The organism is Pontibacter pamirensis (assembly GCF_010015475.1).
Classification (GTDB): domain Bacteria; phylum Bacteroidota; class Bacteroidia; order Cytophagales; family Hymenobacteraceae; genus Pontibacter; species Pontibacter pamirensis.
On sequence record NZ_SSNI01000034.1, the window covers coordinates 15,441 to 41,399 of the forward strand.

The 25,959-nt window shown below is 47.1% G+C and carries 19 protein-coding genes and 1 tRNA gene; 5 read left to right on the plus strand and 15 right to left on the minus strand.

The window, feature by feature from the left end:
• Nucleotides 1-35: 35 nt before the first annotated feature.
• The gene (locus tag E1919_RS21060; RefSeq protein ID WP_162055401.1) at nucleotides 36-1,325 is read right to left on the minus strand and encodes a site-2 protease family protein; all 1,290 of its coding nucleotides are present in this window, start codon (nucleotides 1,323-1,325) and stop codon (nucleotides 36-38) included.
• Nucleotides 1,312-1,944: an HAD family hydrolase gene (locus tag E1919_RS21065; protein WP_162055402.1), complete on the minus strand. Its 633-nt coding sequence runs from the start codon at nucleotides 1,942-1,944 to the stop codon at nucleotides 1,312-1,314. Before E1919_RS21065 ends, E1919_RS21060 begins: the two co-directional genes overlap by 14 nt.
• Before the next feature lie 93 nt (nucleotides 1,945-2,037).
• On the opposite strand from E1919_RS21065, the gene E1919_RS21070 reads away from it, so the two are divergent.
• Nucleotides 2,038-2,111: transfer RNA gene (locus E1919_RS21070), tRNA-Ile, on the plus strand.
• Between the two features lie 122 nt (nucleotides 2,112-2,233).
• Here the strand turns inward: E1919_RS21070 and E1919_RS21075 are convergent.
• The 10 genes from E1919_RS21075 to E1919_RS21120 all read right to left on the minus strand — a co-directional run bounded on the left by E1919_RS21075 (nucleotide 2,234) and on the right by E1919_RS21120 (nucleotide 15,172).
• Nucleotides 2,234-3,079 (minus strand): agmatine deiminase family protein, encoded by an 846-nt coding sequence (locus E1919_RS21075; protein ID WP_162055403.1) that lies wholly within the window; start codon nucleotides 3,077-3,079, stop codon nucleotides 2,234-2,236.
• Nucleotides 3,080-3,162: 83 nt separating this feature from the next.
• Nucleotides 3,163-3,501: a hypothetical protein gene (locus E1919_RS21080; RefSeq protein WP_162055404.1), complete on the minus strand. Its 339-nt coding sequence runs from the start codon at nucleotides 3,499-3,501 to the stop codon at nucleotides 3,163-3,165.
• Between the two features lie 15 nt (nucleotides 3,502-3,516).
• The gene (locus tag E1919_RS21085) at nucleotides 3,517-4,839 is read right to left on the minus strand and encodes an McrC family protein (RefSeq protein ID WP_162055405.1); all 1,323 of its coding nucleotides are present in this window, start codon (nucleotides 4,837-4,839) and stop codon (nucleotides 3,517-3,519) included.
• 2 nt (nucleotides 4,840-4,841) lie between these two features.
• Nucleotides 4,842-7,526 (minus strand): McrB family protein, encoded by a 2,685-nt coding sequence (locus tag E1919_RS21090; protein WP_162055406.1) that lies wholly within the window; start codon nucleotides 7,524-7,526, stop codon nucleotides 4,842-4,844.
• Nucleotides 7,527-7,533: 7 nt separating this feature from the next.
• Complete coding sequence (locus tag E1919_RS21095) at nucleotides 7,534-8,313, minus strand: hypothetical protein (RefSeq protein WP_162055407.1); 780 nt, start codon at nucleotides 8,311-8,313, stop codon at nucleotides 7,534-7,536.
• Nucleotides 8,314-8,474: 161 nt separating this feature from the next.
• Nucleotides 8,475-10,220: a restriction endonuclease subunit S gene (locus tag E1919_RS21100; protein ID WP_162055408.1), complete on the minus strand. Its 1,746-nt coding sequence runs from the start codon at nucleotides 10,218-10,220 to the stop codon at nucleotides 8,475-8,477.
• A 6-nt stretch (nucleotides 10,221-10,226) separates the two neighbouring features.
• On the minus strand, nucleotides 10,227-10,406 hold the full coding sequence (locus tag E1919_RS21105) for a hypothetical protein (protein WP_162055409.1): 180 nt from the start codon (nucleotides 10,404-10,406) through the stop codon (nucleotides 10,227-10,229).
• Between the two features lie 216 nt (nucleotides 10,407-10,622).
• Nucleotides 10,623-11,945 carry a polysaccharide deacetylase family protein gene (locus tag E1919_RS21110; protein WP_162055410.1) on the minus strand — a complete coding sequence of 441 codons (1,323 nt, stop codon included), beginning with the start codon at nucleotides 11,943-11,945 and terminating at the stop codon, nucleotides 10,623-10,625.
• 313 nt (nucleotides 11,946-12,258) lie between these two features.
• Complete coding sequence (locus E1919_RS27695) at nucleotides 12,259-14,397, minus strand: ATP-binding protein (RefSeq protein ID WP_162055411.1); 2,139 nt, start codon at nucleotides 14,395-14,397, stop codon at nucleotides 12,259-12,261.
• A 397-nt stretch (nucleotides 14,398-14,794) separates the two neighbouring features.
• On the minus strand, nucleotides 14,795-15,172 hold the full coding sequence (locus E1919_RS21120) for a cupin domain-containing protein (protein ID WP_162055412.1): 378 nt from the start codon (nucleotides 15,170-15,172) through the stop codon (nucleotides 14,795-14,797).
• A 207-nt stretch (nucleotides 15,173-15,379) separates the two neighbouring features.
• On the opposite strand from E1919_RS21120, the gene E1919_RS21125 reads away from it, so the two are divergent.
• Nucleotides 15,380-15,547: a hypothetical protein gene (locus E1919_RS21125; RefSeq protein ID WP_162055413.1), complete on the plus strand. Its 168-nt coding sequence runs from the start codon at nucleotides 15,380-15,382 to the stop codon at nucleotides 15,545-15,547.
• A 197-nt stretch (nucleotides 15,548-15,744) separates the two neighbouring features.
• On the opposite strand, the gene E1919_RS21130 is transcribed toward E1919_RS21125, so the two are convergent.
• Nucleotides 15,745-15,996 carry a hypothetical protein gene (locus E1919_RS21130; protein ID WP_162055414.1) on the minus strand — a complete coding sequence of 84 codons (252 nt, stop codon included), beginning with the start codon at nucleotides 15,994-15,996 and terminating at the stop codon, nucleotides 15,745-15,747.
• Between the two features lie 436 nt (nucleotides 15,997-16,432).
• Between E1919_RS21130 and E1919_RS21135 the strand changes: the two genes are divergently transcribed.
• From E1919_RS21135 to E1919_RS21145, 3 genes are all read left to right on the plus strand, one after another.
• Nucleotides 16,433-17,347 carry an ABC transporter ATP-binding protein gene (locus E1919_RS21135; protein ID WP_162055415.1) on the plus strand — a complete coding sequence of 305 codons (915 nt, stop codon included), beginning with the start codon at nucleotides 16,433-16,435 and terminating at the stop codon, nucleotides 17,345-17,347.
• A 20-nt stretch (nucleotides 17,348-17,367) separates the two neighbouring features.
• The gene (locus E1919_RS28285) at nucleotides 17,368-20,946 is read left to right on the plus strand and encodes an ABC transporter permease/M1 family aminopeptidase (protein WP_237144725.1); all 3,579 of its coding nucleotides are present in this window, start codon (nucleotides 17,368-17,370) and stop codon (nucleotides 20,944-20,946) included.
• A 639-nt stretch (nucleotides 20,947-21,585) separates the two neighbouring features.
• Nucleotides 21,586-22,869 carry a DUF1593 domain-containing protein gene (locus tag E1919_RS21145; protein ID WP_162055417.1) on the plus strand — a complete coding sequence of 428 codons (1,284 nt, stop codon included), beginning with the start codon at nucleotides 21,586-21,588 and terminating at the stop codon, nucleotides 22,867-22,869.
• Between the two features lie 581 nt (nucleotides 22,870-23,450).
• On the opposite strand, the gene E1919_RS21150 is transcribed toward E1919_RS21145, so the two are convergent.
• Both E1919_RS21150 and E1919_RS21155 read right to left on the minus strand, forming a co-directional pair.
• Nucleotides 23,451-24,449 (minus strand): NAD(P)-dependent alcohol dehydrogenase, encoded by a 999-nt coding sequence (locus E1919_RS21150; protein WP_162055418.1) that lies wholly within the window; start codon nucleotides 24,447-24,449, stop codon nucleotides 23,451-23,453.
• Between the two features lie 101 nt (nucleotides 24,450-24,550).
• On the minus strand, nucleotides 24,551-25,504 hold the full coding sequence (locus tag E1919_RS21155; RefSeq protein WP_162055419.1) for an IS110 family RNA-guided transposase: 954 nt from the start codon (nucleotides 25,502-25,504) through the stop codon (nucleotides 24,551-24,553).
• Nucleotides 25,505-25,959: the final 455 nt, after the last annotated feature.

The window sequence follows — 25,959 nt, forward strand, 5'->3', positions numbered from 1 at the left end:
ATGAAGAAGCCACCCTTATTTGGGTGGCTTCTTTTTTATTCTATAATAAATGGCGAAGGGCTGAAGCAGAGAATGAAAATGATGAACGCAAAAACTCCCAGCGCCTTTCGAAGCGGCGTAAGCGGCCGTTCATCGGGGCAGGACGGGTGGAAGATACCCATCACTCGCGAGAGTAGGAGGCCAAACACAAGCCAGCCACTGTACCCATCTGCTTCTGGAAAAGCAAAAGAAATCAGCACCTGTGCCAGCACGACAAAAGCCGTCAGGTAGAGGGCGTAGGGTAATGTTGGTGCGGCAGGCTTCAGCACGAACAGCAGGTACAGGATGTAAAACGTCCACAGCCAGATATAACCGGACAGCTCAGGGAAAAGCTCAGAGAAGCTGTACTGGAGCAGCAGCAACCCCATGGTCGCCGCCAGTCCCTGGCGCCGGTCGTCTAAAATTTTCCAGAGCGCCCAGTAACTGAAAGGTGCGAAGACCACAAGTAATTCCTCCGCCCACACAGGCTCTGTGTAAGGCGAGATAACGCCCAACCCGGCATAGAGGATGAACATGGTGAAGAAGATAGGAGAGAGGCGGTTAAACTGTTTGTAGCCAATCAGGCCGTAAAGCACATGGCCACCGTCTAACTGACCAATGGGCAGCAGGTTGAGTGCCGTAAAAAATAGGGCCAGGTAACCAGCGAACACTAAGGGGTAATGGATGACTTCATACTTGTTCGGCACCAGTTCCGGGTCCGCTACAAATTGCTCGAAGGCGATAAACAGCAGGTTCTCTCCTAGATAAAAGCTTCCCAAACCTTCCTGGTATACATACTGTGCATAATCCAGTCCGAAGCGCTTGTACTCCGGGTGTATATTAAAAATATACTCCTGGGGCGGGAGGTTCGTAAAGGCGTAGAAGAGTAGCGGAATAGCTACCACAAAGCCAGCCAGCGGTCCGGCGACGCCAATATCAAAAAACTGCCGCCGCGAAAAAATGCGCTCCTTTATCCGTATAAAAGCGCCCATGGTACCCAGCGAAAAGGAAATGCCAAACCATAGCGGAATGTAATAAGGTAATGTAACGTTGGTGCGGTAATATCTGGCTGTGAAATAGTGGCCAAACTCATGCACCGTGAGCACCCCTAAAAAGGGTAACGAAAAGTAAAGACCGCCTGCAAACTCTGCCCAGGTAATAGTGCCAGTCCAGTCGAAGCCTTCCGGGCCTACAAAGAAAAGCTTGCCAAAACGCCACTCGGTACCAGCCAGGGTGGTGGTGACGAGCGTGATACAGAAAAGCAGCAGGTGAAGAGGGTAGTTGTGCTGCTGCTTAGTTGGTAACATTCTTAAAAACCTCGTTAATCGTAAATGGTGGCTGCAGGTGAAGGGTGTTCAGCCCAACTTTGTTTGCACTCTCAATATGCTGGATGCTGTCGTCAATAAACAGTGTTTCTTTTTTCTCTAAGCAGTTCATAGCCAGAATCTGCTCAAAGATAGCTGCATCCGGCTTGCGCTTCCCGATAAGGTGGGAGTAATAGCTCTGCTCAAACAGCGAGTCGAGGCTCGGAATGGTGAAGCTGTGCGCTACTATCTCGTTGAAGCGCTTCATGTGAATGGCGTTGGTGTTGCTCAGCAAAAAGATACGGTATTTTTTGCCCAGTTCCAGCAGCAGGTCAATACGCTCCTGCGGGATGTCCAGCAGCATGGCGTTCCAGGCGGCGTCTATTTCCCCGTCGGGGGCTGTGATGCCGTAGGAGGCGCGCAGTTGGTTACGGAACACCTCAGGTGTGCTGGCGCCTGTCTCAAACATGTCGAAGAGCTGGTTCTGCTCTTTCTGGCTGTAGGCAATGCTGCAGTTTTCTTTGCACAGTTTCTGCAGCTCTTCAATGCTCTTGTTATAGTTGAGATTGATGATGACACCCCCCAGGTCAAAAATTATATTCTTTATTTGTGTCAGATCCACGGAAAAAATATTTTCGTTTCTATTTGAAATATTGAATGCAAATATGTAAAATTGCACTCCCAAATCAAAGAAAGGCATGCCTTTTAAGGGAACGGGCCTATAGCTCATTCGGTTAGAGCAACTGACTCATAATCAGTAGGTGCCTGGTTCGATTCCAGGTGGGCCCACTTAAAATCAAGCACTTACGAGGTAAAACTTGTAAGTGCTTTTTTTGTGTGCACACAATTTGATGCGCAACCTCCCTGGCAATTGTAAAGACTCGCCTTCCTTGAATAATAAAAAAGCTTATCTACTCAAGTATGGTCCAGGTGGTGCAGTTCAACAAGCCGCCGTGTAACCCTACATCATTAAAGTTAATGGTTTGGATACTTCGGTTAGGGTATAGCTGTTGAAACAGGCTTATTACTTCATTATCTCTGTTTCCCGGTAAATCAAATACCGGAAGGATAATCAGGTTTCTTACTTCCAGGAAATTGACATAACAGCCAAGCGCATGATCGGTATTTTTTGGAATTTTGTGTTCGAAAAAGGGTACATCAATGTACTCTAGCTGGTGTTCCTGAAGTACTTTGTTTATCCCGCTCTTCCAGTACTTGTATTCCTGTTCCCGGTTGTTTCCGAGTAAGGTGTTTCGGTCTATAAACCGAACAAGACCGTCCGCATGCCCTGTCATGTCTGATTTAATCTGCGGAATTACAATTACTTCAGCACCTAACAGCTCTTCAATTTCAGAAATCAGCTTCGTTCTGCTGGTATAGTCAGGGTTCTCACTAAACACCCTGTCTGTGATGATGGCCCTGTCCGCCCAGTTCACAACATTACCGCCGTCCAAGTTGATGTTTGAGAACCTAGCCTTGATGTTGTTCGCCTTCCAGACCTCTCTTGGCACAGACTGTAAATGCAGGTCGTATTTCAGGTAAGATGGCTCATACCGAAACTGCAACAGCTCTCCTTTATTAATTTGGAGGGGCATATAGTCCCGACACCAGATATCCTTTGTTCTTTGTATTTGTTTGTGTGAAATACCGTGTTTGTCCAGTATACGGGTTAGCGCTTGGCTGGCGTCGCTGAATCTGTCATCTGTGTGGAGTAGTGCAGAGGTATAAACAGTATTGGTTTGATTGCCAGTTATCATCTATGAGTTTTGTGGTTTGGTAAGGAACTAGGGCTAATGACTAAGCAAAGTGGGTATGAACATAAGCGCATAGGAACTGCTGCCTAATCCCAGCAGCCCGTGGACTCGAACCGCAGTGTTTGCCGTTTGCATCTGGGGCAGTGCCAATAACGCTTAGCCTCCTGATAGTCGATGTAAGAAGGTAGTAGCTCCTGCTCTTCTTTCGTTGCTTCCATCTCATCTCTATAGAACTTCATTTTCCTTCGGCACTCAGGGCATTTCGAGAAGTTCTTACTGATATCCTTTCCTGTTACAATGCCGCATGTATCGCAGTAAGCAGGCTCTACCGCGTACCCTGTCTCATAGTAGTTAAAGCCGATTCCCTGAAAGATCGCTTCCGACTCCAGACCGCATGGACAAATGGCTTGTATAATGTCTCCCATAAATTAGTAGGTGTTTCAACACTCCAGAACATTAGCCAGGGAAATCTTCAAATCCTCCTCTACCTTTTTGTGTGTGACGGCGTTCCAGAAAGGCACCTCACAAACTGTAATATTAATGCTGCTGTCTCCTAGACCCGATGGAATGCTGAAGGTATAGTCACTGGCTAGTTCCTCAGATGTGTTAGGGTAGAGGAGAATCACATTGTTGCACCCTCTTCTGTAAGCATAGCTGACCATTTGGTACATATCCGGCTGCGCCACACCTTGTTTTACATCAGCCTGATTCAGGTCCCAACGTGGTTTGTACTTGGTGTCGATGATTATCTTTTCACCAGTCTCTCTGTGCTCCAGAAAGATATCGTGCTGCATCTGGAAAGCTTTCGGATGCACTGACAGGTAAAGGTCTGACTTCTGTGAGTGCACCTTATAGATGTTTCCAAAATGTTTTCTGATGAAGCCAGCCATAAAATCCTCAAATACATACTCCATTGGCAGCAGCAAAGCCCATTGCAGTTTGTCGTATGTGTTGGAAGAGTAAAGCTGCTGATTCAGTATGCGCCTGCACCATTCAACTATAGGTGCATACGCTGTAAACAGCGGGTTAAGCGTGACGGTATCCAGATCAGAAGCTGAGCAGGGAATATCCTCCACTTCATCCAGCTGAAAAGTGATTTGCTGCAGTAACGCCTGTGTACTGCTAAGAGTGGCACTGCTTTGCAGTAGGCGGCATACATACTTGATGACACGGTTGAGTGTGTTGTCGTATAAAAATGGCTCGTGCACACAGTCGATGTGGTGATAATTACCGGTAGTTAACCCATTCCGGATGTAGGCGCTAAAATCAATTCGGCCTTTAGGGGAGTAAAGAGCCTCTGCCACTTCCTGGTATTGGCTATAGGGCTGTGAAGCTATTACTTCAGCAGTGTAATTGGCAAAATGCCAGATCAATAGCTCTGGCAGGGAATCTGCCTCGCGTTTGTCTAAAGAAGCTTCCAGAATGGGGAAGTGTAACTTACTGCAGTAGCTGAACCAGTAAAAGATGTGGTCCAATATGAGTGCTTTAGTTATATCCTGCTCCCGCTTAAAAACCTTTGGATAGATTTCCAGGGCTTCACCATCCTGCTGAATAAAGCCAATGAAGTTTTGAGTCCTGAATGTATCCCCATCAAATTTCAGAAAGGGCTGATATCGTTTCTCTTCTTCTGGCGTAGTGTCTTCCTCCAGGAACTCTTCAGCATAGGCAATATAACGCTCCTTCCATACCTGCTGCAGGAAGGACTCGAGCTTCTTTCTATTAAGTTTATCGAGGGGATAGTATGTGCTGTACTCAAATAACATACTTAAGCTTTGGCTATTGCCCAGTCGTAGTTGTCTGTATCGTAGGCAATAGTGTAGCCGCTATTACTAAACAACTCGCGCACAATATCGATTTTGCCGGAAAAGTACTCCATAAGCAGCGGAATAACCTTTCGCTTAATAGTCTTGACAAGATCAGTATCCGTTAATTCATTTATAAAGTATGCGTGACCTACCAGGAAGTCTGCTCCTTTTTTATCAAAGATCTTCTTATTGATAGCAGCTAAAAGCGCTGGCACATCATCATGTACCTTACCTTCTGCTGCCAGTGCATCAATAGTCGCCTTTGTAGGGTAGAAGCCCCTGAACTCAAACCTCCGGCGCAAAGCAATGTCCACGAGCGCAATGGACTTGTCAGCCGTGTTCATCGTGCCGAGAATGTAAAGGTTAGGAGGGAGCGCAAAGTCCTGCTCGCCATTTGGTAGCGTAAGCTTAAGTTCGTTCTCGGCTCCGAGGCGTTTATCTTCCTCCAGCAACGTAATCAGTTCCCCGAATACCCTAGAGATATTGGCCCTGTTTATCTCGTCTATTACCAGTACATAATTTCTTAGTGGTGTTACTACATTAGTCTGTTTACCCATTTCCCATAGCCTCTCCAGGATTGGCTTATAGTAGGTGTACATACCGCCCGTAATTATTTTTTTGCTCACAAAAGCTTCAACGTCCTCATAAGCCTTTTTCAGAGTTCCCTTATTCATAGTGTGTTCTTCTGAACCGGAAGGATATCGTAGCCTGATACTGTTGCCATTGATCTCAATAATCTTTAATATCTTGCCGGACTTCATCTCAACCTCTACCTCATCCCCATCTTCAACTAAAGGGCTGGTTAATACTTCATAAACCTCATCAAATGGTCGAAGAGAAGAAGAGCTTGCCGGTATTTGTGACTGGTAGTAGTTGTTTTTCGCCCTTTCGCAGAGCTGGTAGAAGATGCCTTCATTCTTCCTAAACTTCAGGTCAGCGTGGTCCAGGTCTGGCTTAATGCCGATCACAAAATCCTCATAAGAATAATTTTGATGAAAGGTTATGAATTCTACCTGCCCTTCTTTCTTCAGAAGATCGAAAGTTTTTTTGTTTATCGAGTGAGCGGTATCTTTTTTCCCTGTGATGAGTTCGACTGCAAGCTCAATCGTGTTGTAAGTTTTGCCGGTGCCGGGAGGGCCGTAAAGAATGATATTTAAAGGCAGGTTAACTCTGCTGCTATTGTCTTTCTTTATTTCTGAAACCATTGCTTTATCTTCCTGAAAACCTATGAGAGAGGCTCTATAATTTTTATCGAAAGCAGCTTTTCTGAAGGCAGCATTGTCGTACTTCTTTGCATCTGTGTTTTTTTTGCTTTCCAGCTCAACCTGTACAGCCTCTTTGATTGCAGCATAATGTTCCGTGACTATGGATGCTGAAGCTTTATGGAACCAAGTGGGATGACCTTTGCCATCAAAACTTGTTTTTTCGATGCCTTCAATTAAGTAATCTTTAGGCGCAATAAAATAGAACTGGTCTCTTTCTATATTCAAGCAAAACCTTTTGCCAATCTGGAAGCTCAACTTATTGGATGTGCTGAATACAAGATTTGTAGCATCGGGAATGGACAAATCTTCTATTAGTTTATCAAGTGTTTTAAAGAAGGTGTATACATTATCCGGTGATGACTTTTTTAGGATGTCTTTCAATTCATTTTCATTCTTCTGGAATTGTAGATCATCGGAAGTCTTGCTATCCAGCATGCTATAAAAGATGTCCTGGGCAAGTAGTTTATGATTACGATCAGGGTACGCATCCTCTGGCAACAATTCCCTTACCTTATCCAGTAACTCTTTGTCTGGCGCCACATATTCTGCTATAAAGTTATCAAGCAGGTCCAGGTAATGGATGTATTTTTCACCTGCTTTTTTAGGCTGAATGCCTACTAAAGCACAGTACTTCTGGTAAAAAGAATCCATATAAAAAGTATACTTATCCGGGTTGTGATAAGTAAGTAAGGTAGCTATAGTTCGTTCATCGTGGTGAGTAGATTGAGTAGAATCAGGCTGTAACTCTCTATAGATTCTAAGAACTTCTGCAGGAAACCGCTTTAAACGATCTGCTAAGGGAAGGTCTTCATTAAATAGTAATTTAAAGCAATCCCTGTATTGTTCAGGTCTATCTTTGGCAAGATGTTTAATAACTCTTGCTCCATTCATGTACATGAACTTGGAGTAGTCAATGCCTTTTATCTCCTCATAGAAATCAGGTGCTTCTAAGTTTGGCTTACCCTTGAATTGCTTAACTAATTTCCATTTAAAAACTTCGTCTGCTAATTGACTCTCCTTCAGTTGCGCCTTATACCTCTCGACAAGTTCCTGCACAGGGTCAGACAGGTTTGTGCTGAAAGTGCCATTTCCGTTTAGCCCGCATTGGCTGGCATAAGCGGTAAGTTGCGTTATAGCATGGTTTAGTCGTTCCTGCACATCACTTAGTTTGCCAAACCCTTCAGGGTCAATATTTTTTCCACCGGTTATAAGCTGACAGGAGGCAGGTTCAATGGCTTTATCTATAACGTCTTTCGCTTTAATCCAAATAGCGCATTCTGTGCCGGGGTTGACCGGACGAAGCTTGAACCCCCAGCCGTGCTCATCCAATTTCTGCTGTAGTTTTTCTCTTATGAGAGCAAGCGCTTCAGAGTTCTTCATCTATAAGTTAGTTTGCAGAGTTGACTTTTCCTTCAAAAATTAACTTTTTACCAACAGATCTAATAGAGTTCTCACCGCGTTGGAAGCAGGAGGTCAGTAGCTTCAGGTCGTTGGTATAGTGCAGAGCTTTGGCAAGATACTCCTGCTCTGTTTCAGACCAAGGCTCGTAGGCTCTGGCGTAAATAATGCGGGCTTGTATGATGTAATCAGAGAGGATAGGCAGTTGCTTCACAATGCCTATGGCTTCTATTTTACCTTTAAGCTGTTCTATGGCCTTGTGCGATAGGGTGCAAAAGGTAGGCTGTTCGAAGAAGTCTATGTGGTCCCAGGGTTTGTCTTTGGCGGCAGCTGTATGCGTACCTGGCAGGGCAGCCGCAAGTGCCTTGTTGTTTTGCACTGCTTTGGCTACCAGAGGCTTTAATGAAGTGTAGGTGTATTGTTGCCTAAGTGCACTGTACAGGCTATGTGTTATTATCTCACTGCCTTTGAATGACTTGCTGCCTATCAGAAATTTAGTAAGTTTACTCTTGGAAGGCACTATGCCAGCTTCTTTAATGGCTTCGATGGCGTTAAACATCATTTCGGGCTCCAGCGGAGAAGCTGCTACCGAAGCTGGCTGCTGTTGGCTGCCGTGTGACTTTACATCCAAGGCATCCAAAGCTAACTGGAGCGCACGAATAACTTTACGTTCGTTTAATATTGGGTGGTCTTCCAGCAATTCACCGGTAAACGGCGAGCAGCCTTCGGCCAGTGCATCCAGTATAGTATAGGCTTCTTCTCTATTCATTTGTTTTCAGTTTTAAGCTTCTCCTGTAGTAATCTGTCTGAATCAGGATTTATAGGATTGAAATGATGAACAGGATGTGGTAGTGTGTATGTTCCACATCAACCTTCTGCTGTTTCTGCCTTTAAATCCTGCTTTTTTTTAACAATCCTGCAAATCCTGATTCAGACAATCGCCTCCTCCTGCACCTGCAAAGCCTCCTGCACCACCGCCTGCATAAGCGCCTCTGCCTCTTGTTTCGACTGCTGAATATGCTGTTCCAACTCATCGCACAGCTGCATCAGTTGGTTTACTTTGGCAACGATGGCTTCTTGTTCGGCAAGGGGGGGGAGAGCTAGCACCGCTTCTCTTGCTTTATCTGTACCCATTCTCGGTAGGTTCATGCCATGCGTGGAATCATTCGCATACTTTATGAAGCTTGGAACTTTTAACGATAGCCTCAGAAAGTATGAGTTGATGTCCCCATAGCCTCTAAAGGGAATCATCTCCGTAGTACAGACACCATCTTCGTCGGCAACAATGACTTTGTCTAAGTATGGCCTTAGCTTCCCATAGACCACGTCACCCTTAAAGAAGCGGCTCTTCGTGCTCTGGAAATTTCTGTCTGAATACCTTATTTTTTGGAGTAGCCTTGATGTTGATTTCTCAACATCTTCCAGTTCTAATACCCAAAGGCCATCATCAGCCTGTTTAGGCTCTACTTTTTCTGAGGTGCCATAGTTAGTTATACTTCCTAGCTTACACCAAACCCAACCCTCCGGCAAAGTATAAGGCAGTTCATCCTTTGAAATCGGCTCCAGTGGTTTTTCCTTTTTAATCTTCTTCTCCTTTATCAGCTTTACTTTCTGTTTCTGAATGCGCTCCAGGAGTTCGGAGGCTGGCTCGGTGGTGGAGTTTTTATTACGCCAAGTAGAGGTGAGCTTGCCCTGTACAGCCAGTTGCAGGATGGTTTCGCGGAGCTTTTTTACGTTGGCGGCTTCATCAAACATGGTCTGGAAGTGCTGCTCCAGGAATAGCCAGTTTTGCTCCAGTTCATTGTCGGTGGCAGCTGTTAGTTGCTGCAAGGCGGCGGTTCCCAGGTGCTGCTTTAGCTGTATACGTTCTGACGTTTGCCTCTCCAGTTCCTCAATTTTCTGCATCAGCTCTTCCACCCGCGCCACAATGGCTTCCTGCTCTGCAAGAGGAGGGAGGGGAACAGTGAAAGACATTAATTGCCCTTGATATAAAGCAGCTACATTAGTAGTTGCTGTCACTAAACTTTGTTTTAACTTATAAGCTGGTGGTGAAGCAAACCAATAATTTATGAATTTTGGATCTACATCACTCGCAAATCGTACTCTTATGATATTGTTATTGTAAAGCACAGGAGTGGATTCTTTGACACCCAAAAAGACAGTTGTCTTACCTACTAATTCTTTACTATTTCTTGAGTTAAATAGAAAATCACCAATTTTAAGCTCATACTTTTGAACCTCTTCTTCGTTTGCTTCAACTCTAACAATATTGCTCAAATCAGTTCTACCATCAGCGCCAATGTTATTCATCTTAAAGTAGCCATACTTATAGCTCACTGATTGGAGACTCTTGCTTCTTTCCAAGCCTGCCTGTGCTTCAACTTGTATACTTTGGAATTTGCACCAATCCCAACTCTCTGGCAGAGTAAAAGGAACTTCATCTTCTAAAATTGCCTCCAGCGGTTTCTCCCTTTTGATCTTCTTCTCCTTTATCAGCTGCGCCTTCTCCGCTTCAATGCGCTGCAGCAGTTCATTAGCAGGTTCCACATCAGGATTATGCCTGCGCCAGTTCTCGGTCAGTTTTCCCTGCACGGCCAGCTGCAGGACAAGTTCTTTTAGCCTGGCTGTGTTTTTGGGGTGCAGCGTCAGGTGCTCGAATTGTTCCAGTAGTAACATGCGGGTTTAGCTTAACAGGGATTCTTCTAATGCATTTACAATGTCCTGCTGCAGTGCCTTCACGCGCTGTGTCGTTTGCTGCAGCTTTCCAAGTATTTCGGACGGTACACCCAAGTCATTTTCCGGGGCATGCGGGTTTTTGATGTCAAGGTTATAGTTGCGGGCCACTAGCTCCTCCACCGGCACGCGCCAGGCATACTCCGTCTCCTCGCGGTTGTTCCACCGTTGCCTTATTGGTGGTTTACTTTGCTAATTGGGGAAGTAGCCATAGCCGCCGGACTGACAGTATTAGAGAGGAAGCGGTCAGCCAGAACCTAAATAAAAGCCAGTGCCTAACACTGTTTTTACACAAGACGTTCTATCAAACATAATCTGGCTTATGGGCTGTAAAGACGAAATCTTTTACGTCCCTGATAGTTCCACCGGTTGGGCATTTGGCAATGCCTGGTACAAGACAAAAGCCCCGTTCGCATCATTTTCCGGCCGGGCAAGCTGCTGCTTCGTCCCTTGGCTCACGCTTACCGTGCTCCACTCTGACGGCACGTAGGTCTTAAGCGTGAGGGGCAGGTCGTACATTTCCTTATCCAGCGAGTGACTGAGATTCACCCTTATCTTGTCTGCCTTTTCACTCACCTCCACTTTAGCGTTCATTCTTTCCCGGATGTACTTGGTCACATCACCGAAAGTGGCCACCCAAAGCTTGTCCTCTTTCTCTTTGATATACTGGAAGTACTCGTCCAGCAGGGTGCTCGGGAGGGCTTCCCAGCCTACACCATCCACCCCGTGGAAGACCAGCACCAGCCATTGGTTCTGATGGGCGGCCACGGTGTCTACCCAGGATTTCATGAGCGGCAGGGGTGTGCTCGTGAGCGCGCCTCTTTGCCATTGCACATACTCTTTGTCAGAAGCACCGGGCTGGCTTTTGCTTCCCCGGTTTATTTCCTCCAGGTAGGGCGCCGGCATTCTGTTTCGGGTGGCGGGGAAGAGTTTCAGGGCGTACTCCATCACCCGCTCATTTTCAGTCCCGTATGGCCCTTCGGCCGAGAAAGTGTGCTCCGGGCCCAGCTGCTTCAGGATGTCCTCCCTGCTCTTCTCCAGCTCATACAGCATGTTGGACTCATCCAAAGCCGCCAGCCTGGGGTGGGTAATGGTATGGCTGGCGAATTCATGGCCTTGGGCCGCATACGCTCTTAAATTTTCCCAGGTCACCCCCTCGGCTTCCGCCACTTCACTTTTACTCTCAAGGCCGGGCTCAAAAGCCCCTTCCCTTACTTTACGGTACAGCTCATCCATGACGGCGTGGGCTTGGTCCTCTTTGCCGGCATCAACCAAGGCGCCGGCCCGGGTGTGATACTCCATCGTTCCTATGTACCCTAAGTACCCTGCCGCAGAGGCCCGCTCAAAAAAGTTGTCCTTGTTGGTCGGCGTATTGGCCGTTTCTGCGATAATCTCCTTTACCGGACGGCCTATAAACTTACCCTGATACTGCGACCCCGGTATTTGCCCGGTCATGATGAAGAAAGTGGCGGGGAATTGCAGCCGGTTCATGATAGGCAGGGCACGTGTGAACTGGTTGATGTTGCCATCGTCATAGGTAAGGGAGACGGCGGCATTCTTTCCTTCCGGCCATTTCGTGATTTCTGTTTGACCCGTGAGTTCTTCCCGTTGGCCACAGCCACTGATACAGAAAAGCAGGGCAGATGCTAAGACTAATCGATTAATCATGGTTCAAAGATATCGGTTGGGCAAAATCACTCTGCCAGTACTCTCCCCAGGAAAGATAAAGGGGTGTCGAAAGTGACGGACAGTAACTTTGCCTGGAGGTTATAAAGTTAACGATTTTTGTCATAGTTCACAGGGCTTTGGCAGCCCAAAGCCTCATGCCCATAACCTGGCTTACAGGCTACAAATAAGGAAGGCTCCCCGTAATGAGGAGCCTTCCTTGTTCTATAACGCCTCTTATGTTAAAGAAGGTGCCATAGAGGGCCTAGTACAGTTGGTTTTTCTTACAGTGCAGCAAAAGTTTTTCCTTCCTTGCCTATACCAAAGGAAGCTGAATGATAAAAGTTGCTCCTTCGACTTCTTTTGTTTCTACCCTTAGTTGTCCTCCCTGCGCTTTGATGATATCATAGCTCAGGGATAATCCTAAACCAGTACCTTCTCCAGTAGGTTTAGTGGTGAAGAAGGGCTGAAAAATCTTGTCTATCGCTTCTTGCGGAATACCCGTGCCATTATCCTTGACGTGTATCTCTATTTTGTCATTGAAGCGCTTGGATAATATTGATACAGCAGGTTCGTACGTTCCCTTCAACTGCTTTTTCTTTTGCTGCAGGGAATAAAAAGCGTTGTTGAATACATTCACGAGCACCCTTTCGATATCCTGCGGAACAATGCTTATTTTCCCGATGCTGTTGTCAAAGTCTGTATGCAGGTGGACGTTAAACGTATTATCCTTTGCTCTTATACCTTGATAGGTTAACCGGAGGTACTCATCCACTAAAGCATTTATATCAGTAAGTTCTTTTTCACCCGTCGAGGTTCGAGCATGTTGCAACATTCCTTTCACGATGGCATCTGCACGTCTCCCGTGGTAATTAATCTTCTTGTTGTTTTCTCTGACATCGATGGCGACAGTTTTTGCTTCCGCTGCTTGGCCATTGCCTATGTTCTCTGTCAATTCATCAATCAACTCATTGTTTATTTCCGAGAAGTTATTGACGAAGTTTAAAGGGTTCTGAATCTCGTGCGCAATCCCTGCTGTGAGTTCACCGAGCGAAGCCATCTTTTCCCGTTGCACCAGTTGCGCTTGAGTAGATTGGAGCTCTACTAACGATTGTTTCAACTGGGCTGTACGCTGTGTGACCTGTTGTTCCAGCGTTTCTTTCTGTGAAATCAGGATTTGTTGTTTCTCTATGGAAAGCTGCTGGACTTGATCCAATTTATCTTCCAGTTCTTTGCTGGTGAAAGCAAAGTCTTTGGCTAAATAGAATGAAAGCGTAATGGGCACACTTAAATTAGCCGTGTGATATACGACGCTTGCTAATGAGAATCCGCTGATTCCGATGTCCACATCAGATATGTAGCCTTGATAAAAGAGTGTGAAAACAGAATAGAAAATTAAATAAACGGATGTTCCCGCGACGATGATACCCGCATCTCTCTGCCCTCTGCGATAGCCCAGCCAGGCTATCCTTAACGCTGCCAACATGCTGATGGCAAAAGGCAGCATAAACGCCAAAAACTCACCTGCTTCATAGAAGACCCACCAAAGCGCTACACTCGCCAGTGAGTATCCTACTATCACCCAGAAATAAACATCTCGTTTGCCGGAAAAGAGATGATGAATGGCGATAAACAAAAACAGGTTAAACAGGGTGAGCAAAAGAATCCAATCAAATATCAAGGCGTAGGCTCTATAAGCAATATCATGGGCGTTCATGATATCAAGAAAAAAGCCGTTGGAAACACCCACCGATAAGGTGGCGACGGAAAAATACAGGTTAGCTTTTTGTTTTCGGAAGACGAAGAACAAACCGAGGTGAATAAAGGACAGAATCAAAAATATTCCCGTGTATACGGCATTCATAACAGGGAGTAGCGGTGCAGTTCTGTTAAATTGCCCTGCCCCCTCTACGTCGTTTATGCGCATTCTGAAAGCAGTGTAGGGAAATACAGTTCTTAAATAGGGAATGTCTTGCTCAACAGAAAAACGAACGGCCAATACTTGATTGGGTTCTTTAAAAGCTAAGCCCACAGGCTCGTACATCGGTTGATAGGCATTTACTTTTTTGCTGTTTGCACTGACTGTACCGTACCGCTTCAGAAGTTCGCCATTCAAATAAATTTCAGAGGCAACGGACTGGTAAACCTGAAAGGCAAGCGGTTTATGAAGTAGGCTGCTGTCCACACGCAGCTCAATGCGAAGCCAGCCTACCGACGCTTTTATCATTTGCGGCAAATAGGGAAGCTCTAGCGTGGGGTTAATGTCCTGCCACTGGCTGTCATCAAATTCTGGATTAGCCCACTCCGGTTTATCTCCTGCATGAAACTTCCAGCCCTTTTCCAACAGGATACCCTCTGCGGGTAGCTTGTTCAAATGAATGGCTGATGCTATATCTTGTGCTGAGGCAAAACCGCACACTGTCATCAGAAGAACAATCAGCAATTGCTTTCTCATCGTATGCTTGATTGAGGTGGAACCGAAATGGTGTCTAGTCCTGATATAGATTGACAGTTTTTGATGTGAAACTCTTCCTTTGGTTTACATCATCCTGTCCCTCATTTGTCGGTGTTGAGGTGGGGAAGGGGCAGCCACAAGGCTTTCTTAACCTTGATTCTCTTGCTTTCATATTGACCGATGATGTGTCAACTTAGTTCAGAACAGGTCACTCCCCCCTCTCTCTCGCTCTTCCTGCTTTATTGTTCCTTGCATTGGCCCACGACATGTTCGTGCAGTAGAGGCGAAGCTTCTGCGAACCTGCAGGCTCCGCTTTATCACATGGAGCTGTTCTTGCTTACCGTGCGGAGACTAAGTCACCCTACCATTCTTTAGCTCCCATCACTCCCATTCGGATTTATTTCCCTGCCTCGGCCATTTTCTTGCCGATATGCTCCATCACCTCCCTGAATTCCCTCTCCGGGCTGAACTCAACCAGTTTCGTGTCCTCTTCCACGATGGCGGTGTGCCCGGACGGCCAGTAAAACAAGTCACCTTCGCGGGCGACCTCCTCTGATTTATCGTCATAGATGATGCGTATAGCACCCTGGAGGATGTAGCCCCAATGCGGGCAATGGCAGCTGTCGTTGTTTAGGCCCTGAAGCAAGGGCCTCAGGTCGGTTCCCTTTGGGACCTGGTTGAAAGCGGCGGCCATGCCCCCAAAGCCGGCTGCGTTGCGCATTACGGTGCCGGGAGCCTCCATTGCCACGGGCAGATTCTCTTTGTTGATTTTCATAGCTGTATGTTTTTGATAGTGAATAGATTTAGTTGCTGCAGCCTCTACCATATATACGTCACACACACCTTTTCTGCTTACTGCGAGGATGAGTATATTCTAGGCACGAGGGGCTTAAGGCACCTGCAGGCAAGCTTCCTATGAAGAAGTGGTAAGACAGGGGCTTTGCTGGTAGTAAGATGTTCATGGCCTGCTGGGGTAAAGATTATGTCGCGGCTCCTTGGCGTTTTGCAGGTAACGCAGATAAGTATTCGCTTCTTCTCCTCTTGTCCCGGAAAACCCCGGAACTTCGATACAGGCTATAGCATCAACTGCAGACAGTTGAAGCGTGACTTAAAAGTGGGCAATTTGTCTGTCTCACTGCCCCCGCAGTAAAGGAAATTTTACCATCCGTACTTTCCTAAAGAATGATGGCAAAAGCCAGGGGAGGGGGCACGACTGCATGGGTGATAAGCTTCTCTTCTCATTGTTCTCCCATTCTATGGGACAGTATTACGTAACCAACCATACCTTGCCTACGCTTCCGTAGCTCGCTTACATATGTTACAGCGGTTGCGCTGAACTGACATACTTTAATCAAAACGCCATATATCAATCGCGTTCCAATCTCCGTTATTATAGCCTAAGCCTACGATTGCCTGGCCTTCCATGGAAACAGCGTACAACTCATATGCCCCACTTCCAGGATAACTCTCCTCAAATTCTTGCCACTGATCTGCCTCAGGGTCATACCGCCACACTTTGATGGGCTGGTTGTAAATGTAGGCGGCATGATCCAGGTTGCCTATTTCATAGCCATGTTTGTTTAACGAAAAGCCCTTCATGCTGAAGATAGCAGGGGGTAAGCTGGCATTCTCCTGCACTGAAACAAGGCTCCTGCACTGGAACAAAGTATTTTTATACTGACTTGCTCTCTTTCAAAAAAAATATTGCCGAAAGGTAGTGTTGCTATTTTTTATTTCAGATAGAAAGACTACGTTTACAGTGTATTAGTAACCTAGTGCACTACTAAAGAAATTTTTATGCTCAAAACATGTGAAAGCAGCCATCTTAACCAGGGGAACAAATGCAGGAAGACGACGGCAAACCCGGATCCTCCTAAAAGATATGATCCCATTGGAAATACACTGTTTCACTGGCAGCCATTACCCGGAAGCCGTCACATTTTTCAGGCCTTTCATCACACTTTTTAAAGTCTTTTCCTAATCCTCCTTAAATAGCCTATTCTACTTAACAGCTTTTCCTTTATCCTCTTACGCTATGGAATTACACATCCGAAATATCACCAAAACCTACTCAAACGGGGTAAAAGCCCTTGGTAACATCAACCTCACAATTCCTGCGGGCATGTTTGGCCTGCTGGGTCCAAACGGTGCGGGAAAATCTACTTTAATGCGTACACTGGCTACCCTGCAGGAGCCGGATGAAGGCAGCATTACGCTCGGCAACCTGGATGTACTGAACCAGAAGGAGGAGGTGCGCCAGACGCTGGGCTACCTGCCGCAGGAGTTTGGCGTTTATCCGAAAGTAAGCGCCGAGGAGCTGCTTGATTATTTTGCTGTACTTAAAGGCATTACTAATGGTGCTTCACGCAAAGAGGTAGTAGAAAGCCTGCTCAGGCAAACCAACCTCTGGGACAAGCGCAAGCAGCAACTGGGTGGCTATTCGGGTGGTATGCGGCAGCGCTTTGGCGTGGCAGTGGCCCTGCTGGGCAATCCGAAGCTGCTCATTGTGGACGAACCGACAGCAGGTCTGGACCCGGCTGAACGCGTGCGCTTCCTGAATCTGCTCAGTGAATTGGGTGAGAACAGCGTGGTGATTCTCTCCACCCATATTGTAGAGGATGTGTCGGAGCTGTGTACCAATATGGCCATCATCAATAAGGGCAGAATACTGCTGGAGGCGGAGCCCCTACAGGCAGTTGCATCCCTGAAAGGCAGGATATGGCGCAAGCTTATTGATAAACAAACCTTGCCTCAACTGGAGCAGGAGCATAAAATTATATCTGCCAAGCTGCTCAGCGGACGCACGATGGTGCACATCTACAGCCCCGAACATCCAGGTGGTGGTTTCGAGCCGGTGGAACCTGACCTGGAAGATGTGTACTTCAGCACCATGACGGGCAACTACACGCCCGCTCTTCAACAGCTTAAAACAGAGGAGGCAAACGCATGATACTTCAGAGGATATTTCGTTTGGAATTCACCTACCAGTTACGGCAGGTTTCTAACTGGCTTTACTTTGTGATAGTAGCTGTACTTGCTTTCCTGTTCATCATCGCAAACTACATTCATGATGCGCGTGAGGGCTATTTTCTTGTGAATGCGCCCATCGTTATCGCCACTTGTACGGTACTTTCCTGCGTGTTTTGGTTGCTCTTTGGAGGTGCCGTAGCCGGAGATGCCGGTACCCGGGATGTGCAGACCCGTATGCATTCCCTTACCTACACCGCTCCTGTCAGCAAGGCGGAATACCTGGGCGGGCGGTTCCTTGCTGCCTTTAGCCTGAATGCGCTGCTCCTGCTTTCCATACCAGTGGGCCTCCTGGTGGCCATGTACCTGACAGGTGTGGAAGCAGAACTTCTCGCTCCCTTCCGGGCAGCTGCCTACATCAACCCTTACCTCTACTTTGTGCTGCCGAATGCTTTTTTCGCTACGGCACTCCAATTCTCTATGGCGACCCTCAGCCGCAGAACCATGGCAAGCTACGGGGTCGGCATACTCCTTTTCATCATTGCCTATTTCGTGGGTCAGGTTGTATCAGAGATTTTGAATATGCCTGACCTGGCCACCCTGATTGACCCGGTTGGTTTTACTCCTGTTCTGAATATGCAGGAAGTATGGACACCTATTGAAAGGAACGCCCGTCTGGTGGACCTGGAGGGTATGCTGTTAATGAACCGTTTTCTGTGGCTGGGCATTTCACTGGGCATGCTCACCTTCACTTATTTTCGGTTTCAGTTTACACAGCCTGATGCTGGCAAACAGCAGCAAAAGGCAGTTCAGGGAGCTACTGCTGTGCCTCCTCTAGAGTGGCTGAAATGGGAGACAAGGCAAGCCTTACCAAAGGTGAATGGTTCGTTTGACACTACAACGCATTTAAGCCAGCTGCGCTTTATTACTTGGAAATCATTCTTACAATTGGTAAGGAGCCGGACCGGTCTTATCCTGCTGTGTATTATTGCTGCGCTTACATTTCTGGTAGTGCCCAATAATATGAAACACCTGGGCGTGCCGATGCTGCCCAATACAGGGTACCTGCTATCATTCATAACAACTCCCCTCACGCATGCCGGCACCGCCTGGCTTGTCATCACGCTCCTTACCATCTTCTGGGCAGGAGAGCTCATCTGGCGGGAACGGGAAGCTGGCCTGGGTGATTTGGCCGGTGCAACTCCGGTGCCGGAATGGGTACTCTTCCTGGGTAAATTTCTGGGCCTAAGCCTAATTCTTATTGTATGGACGGCATTACTGATGACAGCAGGCGTCCTTGCTCAGCTGAGCATGGGTGGCGCAGTGCGTGAGCCTGGGCTATTTGTGCAAACCCTGTTCGGACTTCAGCTGATTGATAACCTGCTCTTCGCCATGCTCGCCCTTGTGGTGCACGTGCTGGTAAATCAGAAATATTTAGGCCACCTCGTAGCACTCCTTGCCTACGGGTTCATTACCCATGCCGCCAGCCTTGGAATTGAGCACAAACTGCTCATCTTTGGAGCCGATACAGGTTGGTCTTATAGCGATATGCGTGGCTTTGAGCCGCACCTAGGCCCCTGGCTGTGGTTCAAGCTGTACTGGGTGGCCTGGGCGCTGCTACTTGGAGTAATGGCAAAGCTGCTTTGGGTGCGCGGCAGAGATGCGGGCATCGGAGCACGGCTCAGGCAGGCAAAAAAACGCTTCAACCGTACAACTGCGCTGGCAACAGTAGTGGTGGCAGGGCTTCTGTTCACAACGGGCGGCTTTATCTTCTATAATACCAATGTGCTGAATGACTACAACAGCGCCTCCGACATGTCTGTCTGGAAGGCCGGTTACGAGCAGCTGTACAGCAGATACAAAGACACTCCGCAGCCACGGCTAGCTAAAACTAGCCTGCATGTTGAGATGTATCCACGGCAGCAGAAGGTAGAGATGCGTGGGACGTACCTCCTGGTGAATAGGCATACAGCTGCGATAGATTCCATTCACGTACATGCTGCTGCAGGTGTAGAAACAAGCGACATACAATTCAACAGGACGGCTGTCCCGGTGCTTTCGGATGGGAAATTCGGCTACTACATGTATGTCCTGGAAAAGCCCCTCCAGCCTGGGGATTCGCTGCGGCTTAGCTTCAGGGTAGAGTCAAGTCAGCATGGTTTCCTAAACAGCGGAGCAAATGCTTCTGTGGTCGCAAACGGCACCTACTTTCGCAACTACCACTGGCTACCTGCCATCGGCTACCAAACTGTTTTCGAACTTAAAGGTGCCATAGAACGGCAGACGCATGGACTATCACCTCGTCCTGAAATGCCTTCTCTCTATGATGTAACTGCACGGCAGGAGCTATTCTGGGACCAGGAAACTGCTTTCGAAGCAGTGGTAGGCACAGATGAAAATCAGCGGGCCGTGGCACCGGGTAAACTTCAGCAGACCTGGGAAAAAGGGGGGCGCGCATACTTCCGCTATGCGACCAATGCTCCCCTTCGCAACGAATATGCCTTTTTTTCTGCCAGGTATGCTGTGTATGAAAAGCAGTGGCAGGATGTGGAAATACAAATCATCCACCACCCTGAACACACCGCTAATGTGGATCGTACTGCCAAGAGCATAGCAGCCTCACTTGACTATTTCAGCAAGCATTTTGGCCCCTATCCCTACGACCACATCAGTTTTGTAGAGCATCCTGGTCCGGGCAGCGGCTTGCATGCCTCTGCCATTAACATCTCCTACCTGGAGGGCTTCTCCTACTTTCATCCCGAAGCCGATGAGCGCAATCTGGATTTTGCTTACGCGGTGGCAGCACATGAGGTAGCCCATCAGTGGTGGGGCAATCAGTTGCAGTATGCCCACGTAGAAGGAGCCGGTCTTTTATCCGAGAGCCTGGCATGGTATTCTGCCTTTGGAGTGGTAGAAGAAACCTTTGGTCAGGAGCACCTGCAACGGCTGCTAGGAGTAATGCGGACAGCCTACGAAACGCCACGCACCCGTGCCGATGTGCCGTTGCTCCGCGCGCACAACGAGTATCATAACTACCGAAAGGGTCCCTTTGCCCTGTATGCCCTGAGCCAGTACATGGGTAGGGAGCAGGTGAACACTGCACTGCAACAATTTCTCCGAAAGCATAGAGCGAAAACAACCGATCTGCCTACAAGCCTGGACCTCTATCAGGAGCTGCAGCAAGTAACGCCCGACTCCCTCCACTACCTGCTGCACGACCTCTTTGAGGCAAACACCTTCTGGGAACTGGAAGCGGAGCAGGTAACAGCCAAGCCTACCAAAGCGGACAAATGGGAGGTAACCTTAGCTATACAGGCACGCAAAGTGGTGGTGGACAGTATGGGAGTTGAAACGCTCATCTCGCTCGATGACTGGATAGAGATTGGTGTCTACGGCCCTGCTGCGGAGGACGGAAAACCAGGCAAGATACTTTACCTGCAGAAGCACCGCATCAGTTCCAACGATCAGTTAATTACAGTAACAGTGCCTCAAAAGCCTGCCAAGGCCGGTATAGACCCCCGCCACCTCTTGATTGACTGGAAGATGAGCGATAGCACTGAAGAGGTAGAGTTGGAACAATAAGGATGTGTAACATGCGCATCAGGTTTGTGTACGTCTGGCATGCCTGCACTATTTTTTTGTGAAGTGAAGCCAGTCTCCTAGCTTCGATGTACTTCGATAGACCACATCCTCAAGCATGCTCCAACCTTTTGACATGCAGTTCCCACAGCAAAAGCCACTGCTTCGGGCAGCTCCCTTGACTTCGCTGTGCAACACAGTCATGCGGTATGAGTGTCATACAGTTCTGCAGCCATACTGCCCCAAAACCGAAAGGAACGAAGTGGCTTAGTCGTGCGAATGCTTCAAGTGAACAGGAGGGAAGCAGTATTCTCTAAACATCAAAAAAATGAGACAGAAACTCCCATGCTCCGCGGAAACTTCTTCCATGACGACAACCAACAGATGCAGCCGATGCCGGGGAAGATGGGACTATGCCTGTATCTGATGAGGTGGAAGCTAGGTAAAGCAAGAGAAAGCCATTTATATGATTGTAGTTATAAACGAAACAGCCTTTTCATCTTCCTGTAGGAGGTGCCCGCTTTGGTTCTTTGGGGGGCAGGAAATTGGCGGATGGTCTCTTTACAATTTTTTATAATCTATTCGTTCTATAAATTCAACTTATATATAAGCTGCATTTGATTTTGACGGACCAAGAGCATTATGAAAAGACTATCTCTACTCCTGGCTATCCTGGCCATCTCTTACATCTCTGGATATGCTAGCGCTAAAGAGAAGCCCATTGTAATCATCACGCAAGATGGAGAGGTGGATGACCGGAGCTCATTTGTTCGTTTTCTGCTCTACACTTCTGACGTCGACCTGAGAGGAATAATTGCCACAAATTCTAAGTGGCAGAAGAATGGGCATGGAGTAGAATGGATTTACGAGGCGATTGATTTGTATGGTCAGGTAAGAGGCAATTTACTGTTGCATCGTCCGGACTATCCGTCAGCTGATTTTCTTAAATCCGTTACAGTGCTCGGCAATGAAGACCCGCAGTATTTAAAAGGCGGAGCTCCCTATGCTAACTCTAAAGGAGCAGACCTGATAGTTTCAGAATTATTGAAAAATGATACCAGACCCTTACATGTAAACTGCTGGGGAGGTGCCAATACGGTTGCTCAGGCACTATGGCAGCTAAAGAGAAAACACCCTGAGGAGTTTAGCAGAGCAGTGAAGAGAATCAGAATTTATTGCGTCTCCTTCCAGGATGAGGCTGGCAATTGGATAAAGAACAACATTCCGGAAGCAATGATCATTGAGGCAGGCTCTTTTCATTTAACCTGGAATTACCACGATAAAGAACCGTTAAAACATAATCCTTTCCCTGAGTACATGAGTGAGGAATGGCTTACTGACAATGTTAAGTCTAATCATGGTCCGCTGGGGGCATGGTATCCTCAAAAAAACATAAGTGAAGGAGACACACCCGCGTTCCTGGGTTTTGTTGACAATGGACTGATGGCTTATCAAGATTATTCTTTAGGCGGCTGGGGCGGTCGCTTTAAACCGGCAAAGGGGAATTACTGGATTGACGCCCTGGATGATAATAATGACAAAAAGGCATTGTGGCGGTGGTGCCCAGCAACGCAAAATGATTTTGCGGCGCGAATGGATTGGTGTGTGAAGCCGTTTGACGGGGCAAATCACGCCCCCACTATAGAGGTATCGATAGGTTCCAGAAGCGTATCAAAAGGTGAACAGGTAGAACTCAGCGCATTGGCAAGTGATATTGATGGAGGCGAGGTCTACTATCGGTGGTGGCACTACAAAGATGCCTCGGGTATGGATGCAAACCTGAAGATTGTAAACGAGACTTCGGACAAAGCATATTTCGTGGTTCCTGCTGTTGCGCAACAGGATATTCATATTATACTAGAGGTAACGGACGACGGGGAACCAAAGCTAACGAGGTATAGAAGATTCATATTTAGTGTACAGTAGCAACCACAGCCAACACGAGGTATAGCCACCTGATTTGTAAGTTATGAACGCCACGTCATGGCGTAGCACAGTATGGGGGGGTAACCTGCCTGGAAGGCACTTCGACTCGGTTTTATACATGCCGATACCCACTACTCTTGCTTAACAGAAAGCTGATTATGGGCTAAAAACAAAAAGAGGCTCTTCATTCCGAAGAGCCTCTTTTGTTGTGATCAGTTTTTAGAAAACTTTTCAACTTTTAGCCGTGTCTATATACGGATGCATCTATTTAAAAGCTATGACGACCCGGAAAGAATGAGCGATTTTTATAAAAAATTATTATGGCCGTATAGCGACAGTTATGCTAATGGAAGACTCTGTGTAGAGCAGGTTTCTAAGCACTGTCCAACGTAAAGAAAATAGTCCTTTACTCAACTATAAGGTTAGATAAAGGAACGCTTTATTGCTAACGCGACCTAACATTCCCGGGCTTTGTGTTCGGGCGGTTTTCGGGGCTCAGAGCTGTCAATTTATTACTAGAGCCCATTGAATGCACAAGCTCCAGGTTTGGCCACGTCAGCCCGCCTGACGCAAAACCCGTGTTAGCTGTCTGTGATATTTCGCCCGTCATCAACATCCTTATTGCCGTCAACGCTTTCCCACACCATCGCAACTTTTCCTCTGGTGCGCATTGCTTCAATGTAGCTTATGGCTTCTGGAATTTCTTTATAGGAATACGTCTTCTCTATGTGAACTTTGACTTTTCTACCCTGAATTAAAATTGCCAAAGTCTCTAAATCTTCTGTGTTGGCTTCAGCGGTAAATTGGGTTATTGGAAATTTACTCATTCTTTCTTTCAAAAGAACTGAAATCATATGTCCCATCGTGGTGAAACCGACTATGACACCTCGTTGTCCCATGCGTTTGTAGTCTTTAAAAGAAAGGTTGCCGTGTGTATCAACAATGAGGTTGTATTTCCCATTGTGATGATGAATGCTTTCCTTATCGTATGCCACCACTTGATCAGCACCTAACGTCTTTACAAAGTTGATGTTTTTACTGGAACAAACAGCCGTGACTTTAGCGCCATAGGCCTTAGCGATTTGCACGGCAAAATGACCGACACCTCCTGAAGAACCGTTGATCAAAACAGATTCACCTTCTTTAAGTTGTCCATGGGTGAGGACTGCTTGCAAAGCCGTTACTCCGGCAATGGGAGCACTTGCCATTTCAGGAAAACCTGTTCCCTCCGGCATTCTGCCACAAGCATTTGCAGCCACACATATGTACTCAGCAAAAGCACCCCCTTTCAGTGTCTCTCCAAAGACCCGATCACCAACTTTAAAATGCTTTACATCTTTTCCTGCTTCTTCTACAATGCCTGCAAAATCAGCTCCCAGAATTTTATATTTCGGTTTAAAGAACCCGAAAGCGAATCGCGCCAACACAGGTTCCCCCCGAAGAATATGCCAGTCAGCGGGATTGGCGGAATTCGCTACCACCTTCACCAGAATGTGGTCATCTTTTAAAATCGGCTTCTCTACCTCCTCCAATTGGAGTACTTCCGGGCCCCCATATTTTGTTTTCGTAAATGCTTTCATCTCCGAACGGTTAATTCATTTCAACATTTAAGGTAATATTTATGCTATATGAACTGTGTTAAAAAGCAAGTGCATTCGTGCTATTTTCTCAACTGCTGCGTTTAACATTCTGCTGAGTAAACCTCACCTGATCTTACCATCCCAAACACCTGTTTTATCAGCTTGTTCATTACCGCCACCAAGGCTACTTTCTTTGCTTTTCCTGCCTTCACCATCCGCTCATACAGCTCCCGGCAAGCCTTGTTGTGCACCTTTGCTGCCATGGCACACATGTAGAGCACGGCCCTTATGTTTTTGTCCCCGATCCGGCTGATCCCCCTGTATCCGCGGACAGATGTACCAGACTCATTGATGCAGGGGCTGATCCCGATAAAGGCGCTGAACTGCCTGGCTGATGTAAAGTTTCTGAACCCGCCAGAGACAACAATAAGCTCTATAGCAGACTTGGTGCTGATACCGGGAATCGTCTGCAGCAAGGTAAACAGCTCCTGGCAGTGCTCTTCTGCCAGCTGTTGCATCTGTTCCTCTAGTCTCCCGATTTGCTTTTCTATGCTTATCAAGACCGCTTTACAGGCCTTTAGAGCAGCTTTATCCGCTTCTTCTAATTGGGACAGGGCATGCAACTGGTTCAGGAAAGAGCGCTTGCTCTTGACCAGCAGCTTCCTTGACATGCGCTGCTGCTGCAGCTTTCGCATGAAGGGAGCTGGCGGCTCATACAGCTTGGGCTGCATGCGCTCCCCGTACTCGGCGATCAGCGCCGCATCCACCTTGTCTGTTTTCGTCCTCTTGAGTTTGGTCTGGGCAAAGCGCTTGATCTGCAGGGGATTCACCACCGATACCTTGATTCCCTTTTCGTATAGGGCGATGGCCAGCTGCAGGCTATAAACCCCTGTCGCCTCCATAATGCACCAGGTCTGGCTTGGTAAGCTCTTAAGGAAGCTGCTGATGCCTTTTTTGTCGTTGTTGTGCAGGGAGGTGGTGACTTTTCCTGCTAGCTTTGTAGCGACCACAAAGCTGTCCTTGGCCACATCGATACCGGTGTAAATTTGCTCCATTATGTAACGTTTATAGGTTATACATGTGACAAAAAGATGGCTTCTCTCGCACTCAACATCCTGATGCAGGCTCCTTGCCTAATGAACTGTCCAAGGTGAAGAAGCCGGGTAAGGGGATTGTCATAAGGCGCGGGTTTTCTAACCCCTGTTAAATAGGAATCTTATTCCTTACCCAGTTCTCTTGTCATCTGGCATTTATACCCTACTTTTCCAGTTTCAGGTAACCTCTCAACCCAATCTACAAAAGGGGAAAAAAAGTATTTACTGGACTGCGTACAAACATAGGATGTTAAATAGCTGTATCGCCGCTAACAAGGAAATACGAAGTCTTTCCCTCGGTCAGGAGGAGAATAATGGGGTATAGTTGCCGAAGTGCTGTGCTTAATGAAGGATAGTACAGCAGATAAGGGGTGAAGCAGCATATATTTATTTTTAGTACGATTTTTATATTAATT

What these genes read in the sequence shown, in the direction of transcription:
- E1919_RS21095 (WP_162055407.1), bottom strand. Translation starts at nt 8,313, where the DNA reads ATGAATAGAGAAGAAGCCTATACTATACTGGATGCACTGGCCGAAGGC.
- E1919_RS27695 (WP_162055411.1), bottom strand. Translation starts at nt 14,397, where the DNA reads ATGAGAAAGCAATTGCTGATTGTTCTTCTGATGACAGTGTGCGGTTTT.
- E1919_RS21080 (WP_162055404.1), bottom strand. Translation starts at nt 3,501, where the DNA reads ATGGGAGACATTATACAAGCCATTTGTCCATGCGGTCTGGAGTCGGAA.
- E1919_RS21110 (WP_162055410.1), bottom strand. Translation starts at nt 11,945, where the DNA reads ATGATTAATCGATTAGTCTTAGCATCTGCCCTGCTTTTCTGTATCAGT.
- E1919_RS21090 (WP_162055406.1), bottom strand. Translation starts at nt 7,526, where the DNA reads ATGAAGAACTCTGAAGCGCTTGCTCTCATAAGAGAAAAACTACAGCAG.
- E1919_RS21150 (WP_162055418.1), bottom strand. Translation starts at nt 24,449, where the DNA reads ATGAAAGCATTTACGAAAACAAAATATGGGGGCCCGGAAGTACTCCAA.
- E1919_RS21125 (WP_162055413.1), top strand. Translation starts at nt 15,380, where the DNA reads ATGTCGCGGCTCCTTGGCGTTTTGCAGGTAACGCAGATAAGTATTCGC.
- E1919_RS21120 (WP_162055412.1), bottom strand. Translation starts at nt 15,172, where the DNA reads ATGAAAATCAACAAAGAGAATCTGCCCGTGGCAATGGAGGCTCCCGGC.
- E1919_RS21075 (WP_162055403.1), bottom strand. Translation starts at nt 3,079, where the DNA reads ATGATAACTGGCAATCAAACCAATACTGTTTATACCTCTGCACTACTC.
- E1919_RS21130 (WP_162055414.1), bottom strand. Translation starts at nt 15,996, where the DNA reads ATGAAGGGCTTTTCGTTAAACAAACATGGCTATGAAATAGGCAACCTG.
- E1919_RS21060 (WP_162055401.1), bottom strand. Translation starts at nt 1,325, where the DNA reads ATGTTACCAACTAAGCAGCAGCACAACTACCCTCTTCACCTGCTGCTT.
- E1919_RS21135 (WP_162055415.1), top strand. Translation starts at nt 16,433, where the DNA reads ATGGAATTACACATCCGAAATATCACCAAAACCTACTCAAACGGGGTA.
- E1919_RS21155 (WP_162055419.1), bottom strand. Translation starts at nt 25,504, where the DNA reads ATGGAGCAAATTTACACCGGTATCGATGTGGCCAAGGACAGCTTTGTG.
- E1919_RS21085 (WP_162055405.1), bottom strand. Translation starts at nt 4,839, where the DNA reads ATGTTATTTGAGTACAGCACATACTATCCCCTCGATAAACTTAATAGA.
- E1919_RS21145 (WP_162055417.1), top strand. Translation starts at nt 21,586, where the DNA reads ATGAAAAGACTATCTCTACTCCTGGCTATCCTGGCCATCTCTTACATC.
- E1919_RS21100 (WP_162055408.1), bottom strand. Translation starts at nt 10,220, where the DNA reads ATGTTACTACTGGAACAATTCGAGCACCTGACGCTGCACCCCAAAAAC.